A 21,258-nucleotide genomic window follows, 5' to 3' on the forward strand; every position below is an offset into this window, starting at 1 on the left:
CTGCAAAGAGGTGAAACGATGTCCAGACGCAACAATGATGCGGTCACAATTCAAAGCATTTTGGGGTGGATTGAAGAGAACCTGGAAACCCCGCTCTCGCTGGAGAAGGTTTCTCAGCGCTCAGGCTACTCCAAGTGGCATCTGCAGCGGATGTTTAAAAAAGAAACCGGCCACTCAATGGGCCAGTACATCCGCAACCGTAAGCTGACCGAAATCGCCCTGAAGCTTAAAGAGAGCAACGAACCGATCCTTTATCTGGCCGAGCGCTACGGTTTTGAATCGCAGCAGACGTTAACCCGCACCTTCAAGAACTACTTCTCGGTGCCGCCGCACAAGTACCGCGTAACCCGTCTCGCTGGCGAAGGCAAGTATCTGCACCCGTACAACCAGTATTGCAGTTTGTGTAACTAACGCATCACCGTCCGATTTACAGACGTAACCGAGGAAATATGAAAGTCATCTCCGCAGCCGCGCTCCTTCTGGCGCTGGCATCAACCAACGCTCTTGCGGAGCAGTCCGGCAGCTTCAACGCCACCCAGGCCAACTACGGCAACATGATCACCTGCTCCGGCAGTCAACTGTCTAAAGGCCCGCAGCAAACGGCAGCTGAACGTTCAGAAGAGCTGGGCTCCCCGTACTACCACGGTCATTCACGTTCGTAAGATAAAGGCTGACCCGCCCGATGCTGGGCGGGTGCCGCGAATATCAGGATGAGGCCCGCTTCACCGACCGGCCAAAACGCAGACCAAAAACGTTGATATACAGCCCGCCCATAATCAGCATCGCGCCCAGCAACTGCATTACCGTCAGCTTTTCACCGAGCAGCAACGCCGCGCTGGCCATACCCACCACAGGCACCAGCAGCGACAGTGGAGCTACGCGCCAGGTTTCATAGCGCCCCAGCAGCGTGCCCCAGATCCCGTAGCCCACAATGGTAGAGATAAACGCCAGGTAGATCAGCGACAGAATGGTCGTTGTATCGATGTTCACCAGGCTTTGCCGCATCGTTGCCGGGCCATCCAGCAGCCAGCTTGCCGCAAAAAACGGCAGCACCGGGATCAGCGCACTCCAGACAATCAGCGACATGATCGCCGGGCGCTGTTCATGCTGCATGATCATCTTGTTAAAGATATTGCCGAACGCCCAGCTCATGCCCGCCGCCAGCGTCAGCATAAAGCCGAGCAGCGCGACGTGCTGGCCTTCGAAACTGCCCTTAATCAGCACCAGCACGCCGAAGACCGCCAGGGTGATCCCGGCCAGCTGCTTAGCCTGCAGCCGCTCGCCAAAGAAAAACGTTCCCAGAATAATGGTGAAAAACGCCTGAGACTGCAGCACCAGTGAAGCCAGCCCGGCGGGCATGCCAAACTTGATCGCGGTAAACAGGAAGGCAAACTGCCCGAAGCTGATGGTCAGCGCATAGCCCGCCAGCAGCCGGAACGGCAGCTTTGGCCGGGCCACAAACAGCAGCGCCGGAAACGCCACCAGCAAAAAGCGCAGCCCCGCCAGCATCAGCGGCGGCATATTGTGCAGCCCCAGCTTAATCACCACAAAATTCACGCCCCAAATCACCACCACCAGCAATGCCAGCAATCCATCTTTACGCGTCATTGTCCCGCCCTGTATTTATTATCGATTTGTAAAAAAATAAACCTTATCCCCCTGAGTAAATAGATACAGATCCCACTTTTTGTCAGGAGTACAGATGTGATGTATCGTGCTTATGTCAGACTTGGTTGCTATACCAGGCTGATTTTTCGTGATAAATCTTTCTTGTTCTCTTACCTCACGATGACTAAACAGGCCGCCATGACCGCCCTCAGAAATCTGTTTGCAGGCAAACAACTTGCAACAACTGCGTTACTTATTTCTTCGCTGCTGCTGACTATCGGGCGAGGTCTGACGCTGCCATTTATGACCATTTATCTTTCGCGCGAATACCAGATGGCGCTGACGGATATCGGCCTGGCGATTACCGTCGCACTGGTGGCCGGGGTGATCTTCAGCCTGTGGTTTGGCATCCTTGCGGATAAATTTGATAAGAAAAAAGCGATGCTGCTGGCTATCGTCATCTTCCTCGGCGGTTTTGCGGTTATCCCGCTGGTGCACAACGCCGGGCTGGTGGTGCTGTTTTACTCGATTATCAACTGCTCTTACACCGTGTTCTCCGTGGTGGTGAAAGCCTGGTTTTCCGAAACGCTGGACATCAGCCTGAAGCCCAAAATCTTCTCCCTCAACTACACCTTCGTCAACGTTGGCTGGACGGTTGGCCCGCCGATAGGCACCTTCGTGGTGATGTACAGCACCAATCTGCCGTTCTGGCTCTCCGCCATGACCGCTTTGCTGCCGATTCTGATGATTGCCCGTTACGTACAAAGCCAGCCGGTGAGCAGCCGCGCTACGGAAGTGGAAGACAAGGTGCTGCCGTCGCCGCGTATGATGCTGCGCGACAAACAGCTGATGTGGTTCACGACCTCGGCATTTTTAGGCTCGATGGTTTACGGCGCGTTCGCCGGCTGCCTGTCGCAATATGCGATTGTTATCGGCGATACCGGGCTGGCGGAAAAGGTGGTCAGCGTCGTGCTGTCGGTCAACGCCATTGTGGTTGTCGCTTTCCAGTACTTCCTGGGTAAAAACATTCGTCCCGATAACATCAAAAAGATGATGTTCTACGGCACATTGTTTTTCGTCTGCGGCCTCGGCGGCTTTATGATTTCTGGCACTAATCTGTGGCTGTGGGGCTTGTCTTCGCTGGTGTTTACCATTGGGGAGCTGATCTACGCGCCCGGGGAATACATGCTTGTCGACAACATCGCGCCGTCGGGGCTGAAATCAAGCTACTTTGCCGCCCAGCAGCTCGGCTGGCTTGGTGGAGCCTGCAACCCGCTGGTCACCGGGCTGTTATTGAGCTGGCTGCCGCCTTACATGCTGTTCGTGGTACTGATGGCGACAATTGTACTGGCTTACTACGCCATCGTGATCGGCATGAATACGCCGCCTCGCCAGCCCATAACGGCCTGACGAGGCGCTCGTGATTACACGTCTTTTTCGTATTTGATAAAGCCGGATTTCTTCGCCACTTTGTCATACAGCGTCTGCGCAGTGGCGTTGGTTTCATGGGTATGCCAGTACAGGCGCGAACTGTTGTTGGCTCCAGCATGCTGACGTACCGCTTCAATCAGCGCCCGACCAACGCCTTTGCCCCTCGCCTGCGGCGTCGCAAACAGATCTTCCAGGTAGCAGTAGTTGGTTGCTGACCATGTACTGCGGTGATAGAGAAAGTGAGTGAAACCAAGCATAGTTCCCTGGTCATCAAAAGCCCCGAATCCCCACAGCGGCTCCTGCGCATCCAGCATACGTTCCCAGGTCAAATCGGTGACACTGTCACTGATTTGGGCATCATAAAAGGTCAGATAGCCCTGCCAGAGCGCCTGCCACTGCGCCCGGTCGCCCGCCGTTAGCAGGCGGACATTCACCTGCCGAGCGGGTTCACTTTTCTGGCGGCTAAGTGCGTCGCGAATAGCCGCCAACCCAACACGCTGTACGCCGTGAGGCATATTGTCCGCGGCAAGCCAGCGTTCAAACGCGCTTTTCACCAGCGGCCACTCGCCATCGGTGATAGAGAACCACGCCGTATCGCGGGTACGCCCTTTGTAGATGCCCATCTGGCGGAACACGCCTTCAAAACGGAAGCCCAGACGCAGCGCCGCGCGGCGAGATGGCCCGTTCAGGCTGTCGCACTTCCACTCATAGCGGCGGTAGCCCAGCGTTTCAAACGCATACTTCATCAGCAAAAAGTGGGCTTCCGTGGCCAGAGCGGTACGCTGCAGCAACGGCGAAAACACCACAAAGCCGACTTCAATACTGCCGTTCGCCGGGTCAAGGCGCATCAGCGACAGCGTGCCCAGCGCCTGGCCGCTGGCGGTATCCACCACGGCAAAATGAAAAGGATCGGCGCTTGTTTCTGCCCCGGCAATGTACTGCATAAAGTCGGCTTCGGTATCGAACGGTCCAACGCTGAGATAAGTCCAGCCTCGCGCATCTTCAGCCTGCCCCCAGGCCTGCCAAAGCTGCGCCCCGTGCCGAGCCGCACTTAATGGCTCGAGGCGGCAAAACTGTCCGTTTAACGTGACGCGCTCCGGCAGCGGGCGGCGCTGCCAGTCAGGAAGAGATAAGCCAATCGGCTGCTGGAAACTGTTGACGGTAAAAGACATGCTAACCTCTGGAATTCGATGGTGAATGTCGAAAACTATAGGCGCACAGAGGTTCAGCTAAAAGTACCACAATCGGTATTTTTTGGCAGACCACTTATATCGCCACCAGCCCCCGGACGCCTTCCTGTTCCATGGCGCTGCCGTGCCCGCGCTGGACTATCTCCCCGCGAGACATCACCAGATACTGGTCCGCAAGCTCTGCGGCAAAATCGTAAAACTGTTCCACCAGCAGAATTGCCATATCCCCGCGCCCGGCGAGGTGGCGAATCACCTGGCCGATCTCTTTGATGATCGACGGCTGGATCCCTTCCGTCGGCTCATCCAGAATCAGCAGCTGTGGCTTACAGGCCAGGGCGCGGCCAATCGCCAGCTGTTGCTGCTGCCCGCCGGAGAGATCGCCGCCCCGCCTGAGCTTCATCTCTTTTAGTACCGGAAAGAGCTGGTAAATCTCGTCCGGGACGGCCTTTGCCTCGCGCCCGGAAAAGCGCGACAGCCCCATCAGCAGGTTTTCTTCCACCGTCAGCCGCGGAAAGATTTCCCGCCCCTGCGGCACGTAGGCAATACCGGCCTGAACACGCTGGTGTGGTTTGCGCTGGGTGATGGTTTTCCCCTGCCAGCTAACGCTGCCGCTTTTCACCGGCACCAGCCCCATCAGGCTTTTCAGCAGCGTGGTTTTCCCCACGCCGTTACGCCCGAGCAGGCAGGCCACTTCCCCCACGCGTACCTCAAAACTGACGCCGCGCAGAATATGGCTGCCGCCGTAATACTGGTTAAGCTCATTCACCTGCAGCATATTTGCTCCTTAACGGCCAAGGTAGACCTCAATAACCTGCTCATTCGCCTGCACTTCGCGCAGGGAACCTTCCGCCAGCACCTGCCCCTGATGCAGCACGGTAACGTGGTCGGCAATGGTTTCCACAAAACCCATATCGTGCTCAACCACCATCAGCGAATGTTTCCCCGCCAGGCTGCGAAACAGCTCCGCCGTGTATTCGGTTTCGGCATCGGTCATGCCCGCCGCAGGCTCGTCCAGCAGCAGCAAATGCGGATCCTGGACCAGTAACATGCCGATTTCGAGGAACTGCTTTTGCCCGTGGGACAACAGCCCGGCCCGGCGATGGCGCTCCCCGGTCAGCCGCAGCGTCACCAGCATGTCATCAATGCGGTCGCGCTGTTCGCCGCTGAGTTTTGCCCGCAGGCTTGCCCATACCGACTTCTCGTTTTTCTGGGCGATCTCCAGGTTCTCGAAGACCGTCAGCGCCTCGAATACCGTGGGCTTTTGAAATTTACGGCCAATGCCCCGCCGGGCGATTTCAATGGGTTCCAACCGCATCAGGTCGATGGACTGATCGTAAAAGGCCTTGCCGCTTTGGGGTTTGGTCTTGCCGGTGATCACGTCCATCAGCGTGGTTTTCCCCGCACCGTTCGGCCCAATCACGCAGCGCAGCTCCCCCACGCCGATGTTCAGCGACAGGTTGGTTAACGCCTGAAACCCATCGAAGTTAACGTTGATATTTTCCAGCGCCAGCACCGGGTCGGTCTGTTCGCGAAAGCGATCCGTGGCGTACTGGCGGGTAAACAGAGATTCGGCAGGCTGCATCATTTCTCTCCTTTGCGCAGCAGGCCAATCACCCCGCGCGGTAAAAACAGCGTCACCAGAATAAAAATCAGGCCAAGGAACAGCTGCCAGTACTCCGGCACCGCCATGGTGAAGTAGCTTTTCGCCCCGTTCACCAGCCCCGCGCCCAGCACCGGGCCAATCAGCGTGCCGCGCCCGCCCAGCGCCACCCAGATAGCGGCCTCAATAGAGTTGGTCGGCGACATTTCGCCCGGGTTAATGATGCCCACCTGCGGCACGTACAGCGCCCCGGCCAGGCCGCACAGCACCGCAGAAAGCGTCCACACCAGCAGCTTGAAGCCCCGGGGATCATACCCGCAGTACGTCAGGCGGTTTTCCGCATCGCGCACCGCCGTCAGAATGCGACCAAACTTGCTGCGCGCCAGCCAGAAGCCGAGGCCAATGCTCGCCACTAAAAGCAGCACGGTAGCGATAAACAGCCCGATACGCGTCCCGACCGCTGTAACGGGCATCCCCAGCAGAGTGGTGAAGCCGGTAAACCCGTTATTGCCGCCAAAGCCGGTTTCATTGCGGAAAAACAGCAGCATCCCCGCATAGGTCAACGCCTGCGTCATGATCGAGAAGTACACGCCCTTAATCTTTGAGCGAAAGGCGAAATAGCCGAACACAAACGCCAGCAGCCCCGGGGCCGCCATCGCCAGCAGCAGCGCCCAGGCGAAGTACTGTGTGCCGGACCAGTACCACGGCAGCTCGTTCCAGGAGAGAAACGACATAAAGCCGGGCAGCCCGTCACCGGCGGCCTGGCGCATCAGGTACATGCCCATGGCGTAGCCGCCGAGAGCGAAAAACAGACCGTGCCCGAGGGAAAGCAACCCGGCATAGCCCCAGACCAGATCCAGTGCCACCGCGACGATGGCATAACAAAGGATTTTGCCGATCAGCGTCAGGGTGTAGGTCGACAGGCTGAACGGATTACTGGCAGGCAACAGCGCCAGAAACGGCAGCGTCAGCAGCAAAACCACCAGCAGCATCCCCAACACCAAAGTCAGGCGCGGGGCTTTACGTCCGAGCGTTAAAGTCAGCGGCATACTCATCAGTCAATGACCCTCCCTTTGAGCGCAAACAGCCCCTGTGGCCGCTTCTGAATGAACAGTACAATCAGCACCAGAATCAAAATTTTGCCCAGCACCGCGCCGATTTGCGGTTCGAGGATCTTGTTGAAGATGCCCAACCCGAACGCCGCCGCCACGCTCCCGGCAAGCTGCCCGACGCCGCCCAGCACCACCACCAGGAAGGAGTCGATGATATAGCCCTGGCCGAGCTCGGGGCCGACGTTACCCAGCTGAGAAAGCGCCACGCCCCCCAACCCGGCAATGCCGGAGCCAAGCCCGAACGCGAGCATATCCACGCGCCCGGTCGAAACGCCGCAGCAGGCCGCCATCGCGCGGTTTTGCGTCACGGCTCGCACGTTCATGCCCAGCCGCGTTTTATTCAGCAGCAGCCAGGTAAACAGCAGCACCAGTAGCACAAAGCCCAGCACCACCAGGCGGTTCCACGGTAGGATCAGGTTCGGCAGCACCTGCAGCCCACCGGACAGCCAGGCCGGGTTAGCCACTTCCACGTTCTGCGCCCCAAACAGCATGCGCACGATCTGAATCAGCATCAGGCTGATACCCCATGTCGCCAGCAGCGTTTCCAGCGGGCGGCCATACAAATGGCGGATAATCGTGCGTTCAAGCGCCATGCCAATCCCGGCGGTGATCGCAAAAGCCACCGGCAGCGCAACCAGGGGATAAAGCGCCAGCCATGCCGGGGCAAACTGCTGGAAAGCAGCCTGAACGCCCCACGCCGAGTACGCGCCCAGCATCAGCATTTCGCCGTGCGCCATATTGATCACGCCCAGCAGGCCATAGGTGATCGCCAGCCCCAGCGCGGCCAGCAGCAAAATCGACCCCAGAGAAAGCCCCATAAACGCCTGGCCGAGAATATCCCCCAGCATCTGCCGGCGTTCGATTTGATGCAGCCCGTCAGCGGCGGCCTGGCGCACGCTGGCATCCGTCTCTGCGCCAGCATCGGTTAAAGGTTTGAGTAACGCTTCGGTATCCGGGTCGCTGGACTTGCCGAGCAGCTTAACCGCCTCCAGGCGCACGGCGGCCTGCGGGCTGGCTAGCTCAAGGCGGGCGGCGGCCAGCGTCAGCGCATCACGTACGCTTTGCTCTTTTTCTGCGCTCATCCGCTTCTGTAAAACGGGCAGCAGCTCCGGCGGCGCCTCTTTCTGCAAAGCTTTCGCGGCGTTTAAACGAGCGGTGACGTTGTCACTTATCAATTGATGGCTGGCCAGCGCTCCGGCGACCAAAACGCGCAGCCGGTTGGTCAGTCGGAGTTTTTTGGTTTCGCCCTGCGGTTGGGCTTCGTCGCCCAACGGCGTCAGCACGGCTCCGGTCTGGTTGAAAGCCGAATGCCCGTCGGTGACCAGCGTTTCCTGCTGCAGCGCATTGAGCAGCGGTAAACGAGCGGGATCGGGCGCCAGCGTCCAGCTTTGCAGCAGGTCAGCCTGCGCCGTGCGGTTTGCCGCCGCAAACGTTTCTGCATCCCCGGCGGCGGCTAGTCCCGGCAATATTGCGGCCACAACCAGCAGCAGCCGGGCCAGTGTTGCTAATGTCATGGCGTTCTCCTGAATGGTTTTACCCTGATGCCCCTCGGCCAGCCCCTCACCCTAACCCTTTCCCCAAAGGGGAGAGGGAATAAAAGATTTCCCCAGCTCCTTTTCAGAGAGGGCTTTCCCTCTTTCTCCCTCTCCCTTCCAGGGAGAGGGCCGGGGTGAGGGTTAATGCGCCGAAGGTCGAACATCAGTTGCTGGCAGTCTTCACCGGCAGATCCGATTTCTTATCATTCCCGGGAATAAACGGGCTCCACGGCTGGGCGCGCACCGGCTTATCCGTCTGCCACACCACGTTGAACTGGCCGTTGCTTTCGATCTCGCCGATCATCACCGGCTTGTGCAGATGGTGGTTGGTGGCGTCCATCGTCAGGGTAAAACCGGACGGCGCTTTAAAGGTCTGTCCGGCCATCGCCGCGCGGACTTTATCCACGTCAGTCGTCCCCGCTTTCTCTACGGCCTGCGCCCACATATGAATGCCGACGTAAGTCGCTTCCATCGGATCGTTAGTGACCACGGTATTGGCGTTCGGCAGGTTGTGGGCTTTGGCGTAGGCCTTCCACTCGCTGACAAACTGTTTGTTGGTCGGGTTATCGACGGACTCGAAGTAGTTCCAGGCCGCGAGGTTACCCACCAGCGGTTTAGTGTCGATGCCGCGCAGCTCTTCCTCACCCACGGAGAAAGCCACCACCGGCACGTCGGTCGCCTTCAGGCCCTGGTTCGCCAGCTCTTTGTAGAACGGTACGTTGGAGTCGCCGTTGATGGTGGAGATCACCGCCGTTTTACCGCCAGCGGAGAATTTTTTGATATTGGCCACGATGGTCTGGTAGTCGCTATGGCCAAACGGCGTGTAGACCTCTTCGATATCTTTGTCCTGGATGCCCTTAGAGTGCAGGAAGGCGCGCAGGATCTTGTTGGTAGTGCGCGGATAAACGTAGTCCGTGCCCAGCAGGAAGAAGCGTTTAGCCGCCCCGCCGTCTTCGCTCATCAGGTATTCCACCGCCGGGATCGCCTGCTGGTTAGGTGCCGCCCCTGTATAAAACACGTTCGGCGACATCTCTTCCCCTTCGTACTGCACAGGGTAGAACAGCAGGCCGTTCAACTCCTCAAAGACCGGCAGCACGGATTTACGCGACACGGACGTCCAGCAGCCAAAAACCACGGCCACTTTGTCCTGGCTCAGCAACTGGCGGGCTTTTTCAGCGAACAGCGGCCAGTTAGACGCCGGATCAACCACCACCGGCTCAAGTTTTTTCCCCAGCACGCCGCCCTTCGCATTAATGTCGTCGATGGTCATTAACGCCACGTCTTTCAGCGGCGTTTCTGAGATAGCCATGGTGCCCGACAGCGAGTGCATGATCCCGACTTTGATGGTGTCCGCCGCCTGGGCGGCGAAGGCCCACCCGAAGCTGACAAACGAAGCGGAAAGCGCGAAAGCTTTAACAAAGGTACGACGTTGCATAAGTCTGACTCCCCTGAAGAAACAATAAGTGATTAGCTCAGCTTGAATTGCCGGGCCTGGTGCAGCATATGAAGCGTTATCTGACGAACCTCTTTCTGACTGGCGGCGATATGGTCGTGTAGTCGGGTTTGGGCCTCCTCAAGGTTACGGTCCCGGACGGCGAGCAGGATCTGCCCATGCTCGGCATACGTCGCGCTGACGCGCGGCTGGCGAGTAAAGTCCAACCTGCGCACAATGCGAATTTTTTCGGTGATCTCCCGGTGAACCCTCGCCATTTCAGGATTGCCCGCCGCAGAGACCAGCGTCATATGAAAAGCCTCGTCGTGCGGCGCGACGTTCATTCCCTCAGCCAGCGGTGGTTCATCCAGCCAGAACTGTTTCAGCGCCTGCAGCGACAGCGGGAAAACGGAGTCTGCCCGCAGGCAAAGGCGCTTCACCGCCTCTAGCTCCAGAACGATACGCAGATCGTAAAGCGCTTCGAGATGATCGAAATCCACGGCGCGGATCTGCCAGCCGCTGCGGGGCTGTACATCGACATAGCCTTCCTGCTGCAGGGCATAAAGCGCCTGGCGAACCGGCGTGCGGCTGGCGCTCATGCGCTCCGCAATTTCGTTTTCGCTAAAGCGGTCCCCCGGCAGCAGCAGGAAGTCGAAAATTTCCTTTTTAAGCTGCTGGTAGATGCGCTCGGCTACGGCTTCTGGTCGCTTTGGCATAGTGCTACACCGCCTCCAGCCACAGCAGCGCATCCCCAGGCCCCACCGGTCGGCCCTGCTGGCACTGGATCCGCACCACCTTGCCGTCGCACGGGGCGCTAACCAGCAGCTCCATCTTCATCGCCTCAACGACGAGCAGCGGCTCGCCCTGCTTCACGCTTTGCCCCGGCTCAACCAGGATCTTCCAGATATTGCCGTTCAGGTCGGCGCTGACGAGCTGCCCGGCCTGCTCCTCCTCCGGCAGATCCGCCGCCATCAGCGCGCTCTCCACCGCCGCGCTTTCCTGCTCTTTCCAGTGCGCCACTTCGCTCAGGAAAGCCGCCTGCTGGCGGCTGCGGAAATTGGCAATATCGTCGGCGTTGTCCGCAAGAAAACGGCTATATTCTGCAAAATCGAACTCAACTTCTTCGATCTCAACCTGCGCACGCCCTTCCCGGAACGCCGTGCGGAACGCAGTTAACGCTTCCTCGCTTACCGGGTAGAAACGCACCTGATCGAAGAACTTGAGCAGCCACGGCTCGTCGCCAAACTGGTCGTTTTTGAGAAATTTGTTCCAGATCGGCAGCGTGCGGCCCACCAGTTGATAGCCCCCCGGCGAATCCATGCCGTAGATGCACATATACATCCCGCCGATCCCTACCGTGCCTTCTGCCGTCCACGTCCGCGCCGGGTTGTACTTCGAACTCAACAGCCGGTGACGCGGGTCGAGCGGCACGGCGCAAGGTGCGCCGAGATACACGTCTCCCAGGCCGAGCACCAGATAGCTGGCGTCAAACAGGATCTGCTTCACCTCGTCGCGGCTTTGCAGCCCGTTGGTGCGCTGAATAAAGTCCACGTTGTTCGGCAGCCACGGCGCGTCTTCCCGCACCGTTTGCTGATAACGCTCCACCGCCGCCAGCGTGGCGCTGTCTTCGAAGGCCAGCGGTAAATGCACGATGCGTGAAGGAATTTTCAGCTGGGTCACATCGCCCAGCTGTTGTTCAATGCCCAGTAGCAGCGTGAGCAGCTGGCTCTGGGAAATACGCTGGCTGTCATAGCGGATCTGCAGCGAACGCACGCCGGGGGAAAGCTCCTCAATGCCAGCCTGCGCCGCCTGGGTAATCGCCTTCATCAGCAGATAAATGCGCAGCCGCAGCGCCAGGTCGAGCACGTTATCGCCGTATTCAATCAGCACATAGTTGTCGCCTGCCTGACGGTAAACCACAGCCGGAAGCTCAGCCTGAGCGGGGATTTCCGCCAGAATCGCCGCACTTGTCGTCGCGCCTGGCGTAATAGAAGGATGCAGATCCGGCAGGCTTGTGCCGGCACACAGATTGGTCACCGCCACCTGCTGGGCAATCTCCAGCGACTGCGCGTGCTCAAAGCTGATGGCGTGAAAGCGAATCCGGTCGCCCGGCTTCACCTGCCCGACTTTCCACAGTTCGGCTTTGGCAATCGTCACCGGGCAGACAAATCCCCCGAGGCTTGGGCCATCGCGCGTCAGGATCACCGGGAAGTCACCGGTAAAGTTCACCGCACCGATAGCATATTCGCAGTCGTGCACGTTGGAAGGATGCAGCCCCGCTTCGCCGCCGTCGGCCCTGGTCCACTCCGGCTTCGGCCCGACAAGGCGCACGCCGAGGCGGTTAGAGTTGTAGTGAACCTGCCACTCGGCGTTGAAAAAGGTGTCCATCGACTCCGGCGTGAAGAAGTCTGGTGCGCCGTGCGGCCCGTACAGCACGCCTATCTCCCACAGCTCGCCATAGTGCGGGATCAGCGCCGGTTCCGGGGCCTGCGGCAGGCTAATCGGCGCCGGCGTCGTGCAGGCCGGCAGGCAAGGCTGAGAAATAGCCAGCACATCGGCCACCCGCAGCGTGCGCCCGGCGTGGCCGCCAAACTGACCAAGGGCAAAAGTGGAACGACTGCCGAGATACACCGGCACGTCAAAACCGTTACGCACCGCCAGATAGGTACGACACCCGCTGGTCGCCCTGCCCAGCGTCAGGATCTGCCCGGCTTTCACTACTGTGGGCTGCCAGAAAGTCACCGGCTGATCATCCAGCGTGGCCGGACAAGGAGCCCCGGTCAGCGCGATGGTGGCCTCGCTGTGGAAGCGCAGCGTCGGCCCCTGCAGGGTAAATTCCAGCCCGGCGGCCGACGGATGGTTGCCGACAATACGGTTCGCCAGACGGAAGGCAAAATCATCCATCGGCCCGGACGGCGGCACGCCGATATCCCAATATCCAAGGCGGCCAGGGCTGTCCTGAATGCTGCTCCAGGTGCCCGGCTCCAGCACTTCCACGGCCTGCGCCCGATAGCTCACGCTATCCAGCAGCCGCGTCCACATTACGCCAGCTTTGAACTCCGGCAGGCGGACGATCTGGCGCAGATAATCCAGATTGGTGGCGATCCCGTGCAGGCGGGTAGCGGCCAGCGCCTCGTTCAGTTTACTTAACGCCTGCAGGCGGTCATCGCCGTGAACGATGATCTTGGCGATCATCGGATCGTAGAACGCGCTGACTTCGCTGCCGGTGCTGACCCAGCCGTCAACCCGCACGCCCTCAGGAAAATAAACATCGGTTAATACGCCCGGCGAAGGCTGGAAGTTTTTCAGCGCGTCCTCGGCATAAATGCGGACTTCAATCGCCGCCCCCTGAGGCGCTTCGGCCATTTTTTGCCAGTCCGGCGACGCGCCTGCCGCAACCCGCACCATGCATTCGATCAGATCCAACCCCGTGACGCATTCGGTTACCGGGTGTTCAACCTGCAGGCGCGTGTTCACCTCCAGGAAGTAAAATGCATCCCGCGCTGCGTCGTAGATAAACTCCACGGTTCCCGCACTGCGGTAATCAACGGATTCACCCAGCGCCACGGCGGCACGGTGCAGCGCTTCACGCGTGCTCTGCGGCAGATTTGGAGCGGGCGTTTCCTCGACCACTTTTTGGTTGCGGCGCTGCAGAGAGCAATCACGCTCCCCCAAGGCAACCACCTTGCCTCTGCCATCGCCAAAGATCTGCACTTCCAGGTGCCGGGCTTTGTCGACAAAACGTTCGATAAACACGCCGTCGTCGCTGAAAAACTGCGCGCCCATACGCTTCACGCTTTCCCAGGCCTCAAGCAGCGCCGGTTCGCTGTCGCAGCGGGTCAGGCCGATCCCGCCCCCGCCCGCCGTGGTTTTGAGCATCACCGGATAGCCGATTTTCGCTGCCGCCAGCTGCGCCTCAGCAAGGGATGTCAGCAGCCCGGTGCCCGGCGTCATCGGCACATCTACGCCGGAGGCCAGCTCGCGGGCGCGGTGTTTCAGGCCAAAATCGCTGATTTGCTGCGCCGTTGGCCCGATAAAAACAACGCCTGCCGCTTCACAAGCCTCGGCAAATTCCGCGCGTTCGGAAAGGAATCCGTAACCGGGGAAAATCGCCTCCGCGCCGCTCTCTTTTGCCGCCGCCAGTATTTTTTCGATATTCAGATAAGTGTCGCTGGCTTTATCTCCGCCGAGCGCTATCGCCTCATCGGCATCAATCACGTGCTGCGCGCTGGCATCCGCATCGGAATAAACGGCCACGCTGGTGATGTGCATTTTCTTCAGCGTGCGAATGGCGCGGCAGGCAATTTCACCGCGGTTGGCAATCAAAACCTTGCTAAACATAATCCTTCTCCTCAAGCGCCAGGTTGACGAGCAAGCCAGGCTTTCCAGCCGCCCCATGGGGTAATGTCCGTGGCGCCTTCTGTCGCGCACGGTTCACAAATGAAGCCCTTCACGCTGCGCCCGTCCTGCAGGGTCAACGTGCCGATCCCCAACGGGGCGGGAATTTCGGCAACAAACTCGCCAAAGCGCGCGAGCGGGATATCCCACAGCTCAACGGCGATTGGCTGCCCTTCGGCGGCGCGCACCAGGCCCGGCTTCGGCGGCTTAGTATTCGCCAGGGCGTAAAGGCGATAGGTTTCTGCCGTGTGGGTTGCTTCTACGAAAACGGCGTTACGGCCGGTTAGCTGGTGGTTAAGCGGCATCCCGCGCAGATGAGCCCCCACAACAGCGACGCGCACGAAGCTGCTGGCAGGTGCCATGGTCTGTTGGTCGGGCACTTTCTGGGACGTTGCTCCGGCGGGCAGGTCAAGTCGCGCCTGCCACTGAGCACCAAAATGGCTGAGCGCGGCATCATGCCAGGCGGGTGCGATCAGCGTTATTCCTGCTGGCAGACCATCGGCCCGGAAATCCGCCGGAAGCGCCAGCGCGCTCAGGTCAGCCAGGTTGGTGAAGTTGGTGTAGGTGCCAAACTGCGAGTTATAGGCCACCGGCTCGTCGCGCATTTCAGCCAGCGTGTGAATCGTCGGCGACGTCGGCACCACAAGGGCATCAAATGCGGCAAGCTGCCGCTGAATACGGCGGGCAAGCTCGGCGCGGGTATATTCCGCCTGCCAGGCATCGCAGGCCATGAAGCTCAGCCCGCTGGCGACGATCCCACGTACGGTAAGATCCATGGCGTCAGGATGTTTTTCGAGGGTCTCTCTCACCGCAACGGTGCGCTCGGCCACCCACGCGCCGTTATACAGCTGCTCGGCCAGCCGGGTGAAATCACTGAAATCTATCGCCACCAGATCCGCACCCATCGCCATTAACCTGTCCAGCGCCAGCTGAAAGGCCTCTTCGCTGAGTTTGTCGCCGAAGAAGGTCAGGCGGTCTGGAATGGCAAAGCGCAAGCGCGGGCTAAAGCGAGCCGGGGCGGTGTGAGGGTTGCTTCGGGAGTAGGGATCGAGCGGATCGTACCCACCTGCTACGTTGGCGACGAGGGCCGCATCCGCCGCCGAGTGGGCGAAGACAGAAACGCAGTCGTTGAGGCGGCAGGCCGGAACTACGCCCGTCGTCGATAGCCAGCCTTTGGTCGGTTTTAAGCCAACGATGTTATTGAACCCGGCGGGTACGCGCCCGGAGCCTGCGGTGTCCGTTCCCAGTGAGAAGCCAACCAAACCGCGCGCCACCACCGATGCGGAGCCTGAACTCGAGCCCCCGCTCACGTAGTCCGGGTTGAAGCTATTCACCACCGCGCCATACGGCGAGCGGGTGCCAACCAGGCCGGTCGCAAACTGATCGAGGTTAGTTTTGCCCACCACAATGGCTCCGGCGGCGCGAAGGCGTGCAATCACCGTGGCATCATCAGCGGGATGATAAGTAAACACCGGGCAGGCGGCGCTGGTTGGCATCCCGGCCACGTCTATATTGTCTTTGACCGCAAACGGCACGCCAAATAAGGGGAAATCCGCCGGCGTTTTGTCTCCGGCCTTAATGACCTGCAATAAAGCCTTTATTTGCTCATTAATTTGCTGTTCGCTGGCGATATAAATCCACGCATTATCCTGGCGTGAAATATTGGCCATTAATTGCTGATAAGCGTCTGACAACCTTTCCGGCTGAGGCTGGTAATCGGCTACCCACTGCGACAATAAAGCGACTGACATAAGCTGGCATCCCACCTGGTATACAAGATGGAATAGATAAAGCAATTACGATGCCAGATTATATTACTTGTTTATTATCAATGGCTTTATATTAAGAGATAAGATTTTATTATATTTAAAGCACCGCGACGGGGCGTTATTTTAGTGCGGGTGAATATTTAGAGGGATATATCTGGCGACGAAAGTAATATCCTCGCCGCCAGATAAGGTTATTTCCCGCTGCGGCGCGCGGAAACGGTGGCTAATGCCGCCCAGTCAAGATGTTCATCGCCGTGGGCCAGCGCATCGAGGTAGTTATCCCGCAACACGCCCGCAAAGCCCATTGGCACATTTTTATTTTCCGCCGCCTGCTGCGCCAGGCGCACGTCTTTCAGCCCCAGCTTCATGGTAAACCCGGCCGGGCTGTAGCGTGATTCGGCGATCATCGCGCCATAGTTTTTATACGCTGGCGCGGCAAACAGCGTGCTGGTCAGCATACCGAGGAAATCCCCGGCGGCCACATCATAGGCCCCCACCAACGCAGAAGATTCCCCCATCGCTTCGATGGCGCTGGCGAGCATAAAGTTAGCCGCCAGCTTCACCGCCGCAGCCTGCTCTGGCCTGTCGCCAAAGCGCCAGGTTTTTTGCCCCAGCACATCGAAGATCGGCTGCACGCCGTCCAGCAGCTCCGCTGGCCCGGCGGTAAGAATGTTGAGATTGCCTGCGGCGGCAACATCCACACGCCCCAGTACCGGCGCGGCAATATACCGATGCCCGGTTGCGCTGGCTTTTTCCGCCATCTCATTGGTAAAAGCGACGGAAACCGTGGCCATGTTGATCCAGATTGAGCCCTGCGGCAGTGCTTCCAGCGCGCCCTGCTCAATTACCACGCGGCGGCTGGTGTCGTCGTCGGCCAGCATAGTGATCAACACTTCGCTGTCGGTGAAAGCGGCTGGCGTGGCGTGTATCGTCGCCCCTTTCGCTTTTATGGCTTCAGCCGGTGCCGGAGAGCGGTTCCAGACGGCAACCTGATGCCCGGCTTTCAGTAGGTTTTCGGCCATTGGCTGGCCCATACCGCCCAGCCCGATAAATCCAATACGCATAATAACTCCCGGCTAGAGAATGGTGCCGCTGCGGGTCAACTGCTCGCGGCGTTCTTCGGCTTCTTCTGTGTGGTGATTGCCTTTGTGGGCAATGGCGATACGCAGCCGCTGCTGCTGGGCGTAGCGGTCTTCCCGCGTGAGCGCTGCGTCGTCGCTGAGTTCAATCAGTAGTTCGTTCATCGGAATGATGATGTCTTTGGCAATGGCGTCGTCTACGCGGCCGATAACGTCTGCGAGATGGGTCATGGCATGTTCCTTATCATGTGTTGCCCCTCACCCTAACCCTCTCCCCAGCGGGGAGAGGGGATAAAAACACTGACGTCCGCATTCCCCCCTCCCTTCCAGGGAGAGGGCCGGGGTGAGGGTTAATAAAATTTAATCCAGCTTCGCTTTGGAGAAATCACTCCCGGCGAGGCTAACGGTATAACCGCTCACGTTGCTACGGGTCGCGTAGAATGTTTTACCGTTCGCCAGCGCAATCCACGGCGCCTGCTGATAGTAAATTTCCTGCGCCTGGACGTAGAGCTTCGCGCGGGCGGCCGGGTCGCTGGTCAGCTTCGCTTTCTGTACCAGTGAATCGTAGCTTTTGTCACACCAGCGGGCGACGTTCGAGCCGCTGGCAACGCTGCCGCAGCCCAGCAGGGTATCGGCAAAGTTATCCGGGTCGCCGTTGTCGGACATCCAGCCAAACAGCGCCGAGGAGTGTTCCCCTTTCCGCATCCCGGACAGGTATTCGCCCCATTCGAAGGTGACTATTTTGGCTTTCACGCCCACTTTCGCCCAGTCACTCTGGATCATCTCCGCAATGCGCCGCGAGTTCGGGTTGTACGGCCGCTGCACCGGCATAGACCACAGATCGGTATCAAAGCCCTTCTCCAGCCCGGCCTGCTTCAGCAAGGCTTTGGCTTTTTCTGGGTCGTACCCGTAGTCTTTCAGATCCTTGTCGTAGCCCAGCATGGTTGGCGGGATCGGCGATTTAGCTACCGAGCCGGATCCCATAAAGATGGCGTTGACGATGGCTTTTTTGTCCACCGCATAGTTCAGCGCCTGGCGCACCAGCGCGTTATCGAACGGCTTCTTGCTGGTGTTGAACGCCAGGTAACCGACGTTCAGGCCATCAATGCTGTGCAGCGCCAGGTTTTTGTCCGCTTTAATGGCGTCGAACTGTACCGGGCTTGGTGCAGGGATAATCTGGCATTCATTTTTCTGCAGCTTCGCCAGCCGGGTTTGTACGTTCGGGGTGATGGAGAAGATCAGGTGTTTGGTCGGGACTTCGCCTTTCCAGTAATTCGGGTTGGCGACGTAGCGAATCACGGAATCCACTTTGTAGTCCTGCAGCGCGTAAGGCCCGGTGCCGATCGGGTTGTTGTCCACCCGCTCCGGCGTACCGGCTTTCAGCATCGCATCCGCATACTCCGCAGACAAAATAGAGGCAAAGTCCATGCCCCAGTCGGCGAGAAACGCCGCATTCGGCTCGCTCAGGGTGAACTGGACGTGATAGTCATCCAGCTTTTTAACGTCCACGATGAGCTTGTCGAGGCCGACGTCGTTGAAGTATTCGTAGTTCGCCTGCGACACCTTGTGATACGGGTTATTGGCGTCTTTCTGGCGCATGACCGAGAACACCACGTCGTCGGCGTTGAAGTCGCGCGTTGGCTTAAAGAATTTGTTGCTGTTGAACTTCACGCCCTTGCGCAGGGTGAAGGTATAGGTTTTACCGTCGGGACTGATTTTCCATTCCGTCGCCAGCGACGGCACCGGCGTGTTGTCGGTCAGGCTGAAATCAATCAGGCGGTTGTAGAGGGTTTGCGAGCTGGCAACAAAGCTTGGGCCAGAGCTGGCAATTTGTGGGTTAAAGGATTCAGGAGAGGCTTCGGAGCAGTAAACCAGCGTGCTGTTGGCTGCCGCCATCGCGCTTCCTGCCGGGAGGAGCGCACTCAGCAGCAGGCCGAGCAGTGTTTTCCCTTTAGACATAGTGTTTGCCTTTTATTTGCTTGCCAAATGGTTGAGCTACTTATTATTTCTCACAGTAATAACAGCACAGCCCTTAGCGACAAGCAAATGACAAACCCTTCCTTTCTATACAATTGTGGCGGTTAAGGCGGGCGTTCAGACCGAAGGCAAAACAAAACGCTGCAAAATTGCTCTGGCCCCGGGCGTAGCGCTGACATCGTTCGACAATGTCTGTTTATTTTCTTGCCGTAACGATGCCTGCTCGCTGCGGCTGGCGAGAATTTTGTTCATCACCGTGGCGGTGAATTCCGGGTGAAACTGCACCGACAGCGCATTGGGCGTGTAGCGGATGATTTGGTGAGGATCGTGGGCCGACGACGCAAGACAAACGGCCCCGGGCGGCAGCGCCAGGACGCTCTGCGCATGGCTTAAAAAGACCGGGAACGACTCAGGCAGATGACTCAGCGCCGGATCGTCTCGCCCTGCCTCTGTCAGTGCCACCGGCAGTTGCCCGACCTCACTGCCCTGCGGGTGATAATCCACTTTCCCGCCGAGCGCGTAAGCCATCAATTGATGCCCGTAGCACACGCCAAATAGCGGCGTACCGGCGGCAACAACGGTTTTAACCCATTCCGCCGTGCGCTCGCTCCACGCTTCATGCTCCGTCACCATCGACCATGAACCCGAAATCACCGCCGCCTGAAAGCTTTTTGGCGCGGGCAAAGGCTCGCCCAGAAACGGCCTGACGATGTTAAGTTCGACATCCGGATGCTTTAGCGCCTGCGCAAACCAGGCCGGCTGATCCCCTACGGCTTGCTGAATTTCCTCGGGGGGCCGCCCCATTTGCACCACCAAAACCAGCAATCTTTGACTCATATTTCGGACCTCTGCAGCCATATAATGGCTTCAGAATTAGCACAGGCAACCCGGCTTGTCTCAGATAAAAAAGCGATAACGTAGAAGCTTTAGCCCACAGCCTTCACGCCCTGCCCGGCAAAATCACGCCACAGGCAGGTCAGCACCGCAATGACCATCAGCGCCAGGGAAAGCAGGGAAATCGTAGTAAAGCCGTGCTCGGTATAAAGCGGCCCGTAGCTACTGCTGCCGGCAAACACAGCCAGGTAAGTCACGGCGCTGTTCAATCCCATCAATGTGCCGCGCCTGGCCGGGTCGATGGCCGTCAGTCGCTGAATCAGTAAGTTCACCCCCAGGTGGTTCACCAGGCCAAGCACAAACAGCAGGCAGATAACCCCCACCAGCGAACCACCGAGCATCGCCAGGCCCAGGTAAACAAAGGCTGCCACCAAAAGCACCATCGGCATCAGGCGTTTAGGGCCAAACCGATCCACCATCCCGCTGAGCAAAGCGGCACAGCCGAATCCCGCCCCATAGGCAATCGCCACCCCGCCGTTGGCCGTCACCGGCAGGCCGAGATCCTGATGAAGATGGTCGCCCAAATAAGCATAAATCCCGTAAAACGCCGTCATAAACGCCCCGCACACCACCAGCAACGACTTGATGCCTGGCAGCCCCAGGGCAGACAGCGGTGAAGGCGCAATCCCCGCCGCCGGGCGATCCTGCATGTTCAACCTGACGAGCGCGATCAGCGCCAGGGCCGCCAGACAGCTCACGGACACATACACCGCGCGCCAGCTGAACAACTCGGTCAGCACCACGGAAAACGACACGCCGGCGATCATGCTCAGCGTCCAGCCGGTCAGCACCTTGCCGATGGTCCGGCTTTCACGCCCCGGCTCCGCAATGGCGGCCGCGCTGGCGTAAATCGCGGGCAGCGCGATACCGGAAGCCATCCCGGCAATCAGCTGAGCAGCAATAAATACCGCCACGGAAGGCGAAGCCGCGCAAAGCAGCAGCGCCGCGCCCAGCAGCAGCATGGTGAATTTGAGCATCCGCGCCGAGCCGACTAAGTCGATCAAACGAGCCAGAAAAAGTGCGCTCGCCGCCGTGCCCAGGCCAAAAGCCGCCGCGGCCATCATCACCGTCGGCACTCCCGCGCCTATAGACGATGCCACTGCCGGCGCAATAGGCCCCAGCACCATTGAGTTGGCACCGATAACGCCGACGCAGCCGGTCAGCACATACACGGCTTTGGCGGGAGACAGAGACGGCTCTGGATGAAGTTCCAGACACTGGCTGTTTTTCATT

The 21,258-nt window shown here is 59.0% G+C and carries 18 protein-coding genes and 1 pseudogene; 3 read left to right on the plus strand and 16 right to left on the minus strand.

The annotated features are described in order from the left end of the window. The first annotated feature begins 18 nt into the window (after positions 1-18). Positions 19-411, plus strand: coding sequence for an MDR efflux pump AcrAB transcriptional activator MarA (marA, locus tag ACREYP_RS11700; RefSeq protein ID WP_008459033.1), 393 nt, complete (start codon positions 19-21; stop codon positions 409-411). A gap of 38 nt (positions 412-449) precedes the next feature. Further along, complete coding sequence (gene marB / locus ACREYP_RS11705) at positions 450-662, plus strand: multiple antibiotic resistance regulatory protein MarB (RefSeq protein WP_008459034.1); 213 nt, start codon at positions 450-452, stop codon at positions 660-662. A gap of 43 nt (positions 663-705) precedes the next feature. Here the strand turns inward: marB and eamA are convergent, their stop codons facing one another. After that, complete coding sequence (gene eamA / locus ACREYP_RS11710; protein WP_008459035.1) at positions 706-1,608, minus strand: O-acetylserine/cysteine exporter; 903 nt, start codon at positions 1,606-1,608, stop codon at positions 706-708. A 198-nt stretch (positions 1,609-1,806) separates the two neighbouring features. Between eamA and ACREYP_RS11715 the strand changes: the two genes are divergently transcribed. Further along, a complete protein-coding gene (locus ACREYP_RS11715) occupies positions 1,807-3,018 on the plus strand; it encodes an MFS transporter (protein WP_498881402.1) in 1,212 nt (403 codons plus the stop codon). 14 nt (positions 3,019-3,032) lie between these two features. On the opposite strand, the gene ACREYP_RS11720 is transcribed toward ACREYP_RS11715, so the two are convergent. The 15 genes and pseudogenes from ACREYP_RS11720 to ACREYP_RS11790 all read right to left on the minus strand — a co-directional run bounded on the left by ACREYP_RS11720 (position 3,033) and on the right by ACREYP_RS11790 (position 21,257). Continuing rightward, positions 3,033-3,473: a GNAT family N-acetyltransferase gene (locus ACREYP_RS11720; protein ID WP_442892465.1), complete on the minus strand. Its 441-nt coding sequence runs from the start codon at positions 3,471-3,473 to the stop codon at positions 3,033-3,035. Between the two features lie 39 nt (positions 3,474-3,512). Further along, positions 3,513-4,211, minus strand: a pseudogene (locus tag ACREYP_RS11725) (GNAT family N-acetyltransferase); the annotation flags it as partial. A gap of 94 nt (positions 4,212-4,305) precedes the next feature. After that, positions 4,306-5,004 (minus strand): urea ABC transporter ATP-binding subunit UrtE, encoded by a 699-nt coding sequence (gene urtE, locus ACREYP_RS11730; RefSeq protein WP_336818705.1) that lies wholly within the window; start codon positions 5,002-5,004, stop codon positions 4,306-4,308. A gap of 9 nt (positions 5,005-5,013) precedes the next feature. Continuing rightward, positions 5,014-5,811: an urea ABC transporter ATP-binding protein UrtD gene (gene urtD, locus ACREYP_RS11735; RefSeq protein ID WP_336818790.1), complete on the minus strand. Its 798-nt coding sequence runs from the start codon at positions 5,809-5,811 to the stop codon at positions 5,014-5,016. Next, entirely contained in the window at positions 5,811-6,884 is a 1,074-nt protein-coding gene (gene urtC / locus ACREYP_RS11740; protein ID WP_008459046.1) for an urea ABC transporter permease subunit UrtC, read from the minus strand. Before urtC ends, urtD begins: the two co-directional genes overlap by 1 nt. Then, on the minus strand, positions 6,884-8,455 hold the full coding sequence (gene urtB / locus ACREYP_RS11745) for an urea ABC transporter permease subunit UrtB (protein ID WP_008459048.1): 1,572 nt from the start codon (positions 8,453-8,455) through the stop codon (positions 6,884-6,886). Before urtB ends, urtC begins: the two co-directional genes overlap by 1 nt. A 184-nt stretch (positions 8,456-8,639) precedes the next feature. After that, on the minus strand, positions 8,640-9,911 hold the full coding sequence (gene urtA / locus ACREYP_RS11750) for an urea ABC transporter substrate-binding protein (RefSeq protein ID WP_008459049.1): 1,272 nt from the start codon (positions 9,909-9,911) through the stop codon (positions 8,640-8,642). A 32-nt stretch (positions 9,912-9,943) separates the two neighbouring features. Continuing rightward, positions 9,944-10,624 (minus strand): GntR family transcriptional regulator, encoded by a 681-nt coding sequence (locus ACREYP_RS11755; RefSeq protein ID WP_008459051.1) that lies wholly within the window; start codon positions 10,622-10,624, stop codon positions 9,944-9,946. 4 nt (positions 10,625-10,628) lie between these two features. Further along, positions 10,629-14,249, minus strand: coding sequence for an urea carboxylase (gene uca, locus ACREYP_RS11760; RefSeq protein WP_336818706.1), 3,621 nt, complete (start codon positions 14,247-14,249; stop codon positions 10,629-10,631). An 11-nt stretch (positions 14,250-14,260) separates the two neighbouring features. Next, positions 14,261-16,057, minus strand: coding sequence for an allophanate hydrolase (gene atzF / locus ACREYP_RS11765; RefSeq protein WP_336818707.1), 1,797 nt, complete (start codon positions 16,055-16,057; stop codon positions 14,261-14,263). Positions 16,058-16,266: 209 nt separating this feature from the next. After that, positions 16,267-17,139 carry an NAD(P)-dependent oxidoreductase gene (locus ACREYP_RS11770; protein ID WP_008459058.1) on the minus strand — a complete coding sequence of 291 codons (873 nt, stop codon included), beginning with the start codon at positions 17,137-17,139 and terminating at the stop codon, positions 16,267-16,269. A gap of 12 nt (positions 17,140-17,151) precedes the next feature. After that, positions 17,152-17,385 carry a DUF2526 family protein gene (locus tag ACREYP_RS11775; protein WP_336818708.1) on the minus strand — a complete coding sequence of 78 codons (234 nt, stop codon included), beginning with the start codon at positions 17,383-17,385 and terminating at the stop codon, positions 17,152-17,154. Between the two features lie 129 nt (positions 17,386-17,514). Beyond that, on the minus strand, positions 17,515-19,113 hold the full coding sequence (locus ACREYP_RS11780) for an ABC transporter substrate-binding protein (protein WP_336818709.1): 1,599 nt from the start codon (positions 19,111-19,113) through the stop codon (positions 17,515-17,517). Between the two features lie 135 nt (positions 19,114-19,248). Beyond that, the gene (locus ACREYP_RS11785) at positions 19,249-19,968 is read right to left on the minus strand and encodes a glutamine amidotransferase (RefSeq protein ID WP_336818710.1); all 720 of its coding nucleotides are present in this window, start codon (positions 19,966-19,968) and stop codon (positions 19,249-19,251) included. A gap of 89 nt (positions 19,969-20,057) precedes the next feature. Then, positions 20,058-21,257 (minus strand): MFS transporter, encoded by a 1,200-nt coding sequence (locus ACREYP_RS11790; RefSeq protein ID WP_008459065.1) that lies wholly within the window; start codon positions 21,255-21,257, stop codon positions 20,058-20,060. Position 21,258: the final 1 nt, after the last annotated feature.

The sequence above is a fragment of the Enterobacter sp. TMH.L2 genome (assembly GCF_050847315.1).
In the GTDB taxonomy this organism is placed as follows: Bacteria; Pseudomonadota; Gammaproteobacteria; order Enterobacterales; family Enterobacteriaceae; genus Cedecea.

Bases quoted from the DNA above. Each gene is read 5' to 3' on its own strand.
- marA (WP_008459033.1), top strand. From the start codon at position 19: ATGTCCAGACGCAACAATGATGCGGTCACAATTCAAAGCATTTTGGGG.
- marB (WP_008459034.1), top strand. From the start codon at position 450: ATGAAAGTCATCTCCGCAGCCGCGCTCCTTCTGGCGCTGGCATCAACC.
- eamA (WP_008459035.1), bottom strand. From the start codon at position 1,608: ATGACGCGTAAAGATGGATTGCTGGCATTGCTGGTGGTGGTGATTTGG.
- ACREYP_RS11715 (WP_498881402.1), top strand. From the start codon at position 1,807: ATGACCGCCCTCAGAAATCTGTTTGCAGGCAAACAACTTGCAACAACT.
- urtE (WP_336818705.1), bottom strand. From the start codon at position 5,004: ATGCTGCAGGTGAATGAGCTTAACCAGTATTACGGCGGCAGCCATATT.
- urtD (WP_336818790.1), bottom strand. From the start codon at position 5,811: ATGCAGCCTGCCGAATCTCTGTTTACCCGCCAGTACGCCACGGATCGC.
- urtC (WP_008459046.1), bottom strand. From the start codon at position 6,884: ATGAGTATGCCGCTGACTTTAACGCTCGGACGTAAAGCCCCGCGCCTG.
- urtB (WP_008459048.1), bottom strand. From the start codon at position 8,455: ATGACATTAGCAACACTGGCCCGGCTGCTGCTGGTTGTGGCCGCAATA.
- urtA (WP_008459049.1), bottom strand. From the start codon at position 9,911: ATGCAACGTCGTACCTTTGTTAAAGCTTTCGCGCTTTCCGCTTCGTTT.
- ACREYP_RS11755 (WP_008459051.1), bottom strand. From the start codon at position 10,624: ATGCCAAAGCGACCAGAAGCCGTAGCCGAGCGCATCTACCAGCAGCTT.
- uca (WP_336818706.1), bottom strand. From the start codon at position 14,249: ATGTTTAGCAAGGTTTTGATTGCCAACCGCGGTGAAATTGCCTGCCGC.
- atzF (WP_336818707.1), bottom strand. From the start codon at position 16,057: ATGTCAGTCGCTTTATTGTCGCAGTGGGTAGCCGATTACCAGCCTCAG.
- ACREYP_RS11770 (WP_008459058.1), bottom strand. From the start codon at position 17,139: ATGCGTATTGGATTTATCGGGCTGGGCGGTATGGGCCAGCCAATGGCC.
- ACREYP_RS11775 (WP_336818708.1), bottom strand. From the start codon at position 17,385: ATGACCCATCTCGCAGACGTTATCGGCCGCGTAGACGACGCCATTGCC.
- ACREYP_RS11780 (WP_336818709.1), bottom strand. From the start codon at position 19,113: ATGTCTAAAGGGAAAACACTGCTCGGCCTGCTGCTGAGTGCGCTCCTC.
- ACREYP_RS11785 (WP_336818710.1), bottom strand. From the start codon at position 19,968: ATGAGTCAAAGATTGCTGGTTTTGGTGGTGCAAATGGGGCGGCCCCCC.
- ACREYP_RS11790 (WP_008459065.1), bottom strand. From the start codon at position 21,257: ATGAAAAACAGCCAGTGTCTGGAACTTCATCCAGAGCCGTCTCTGTCT.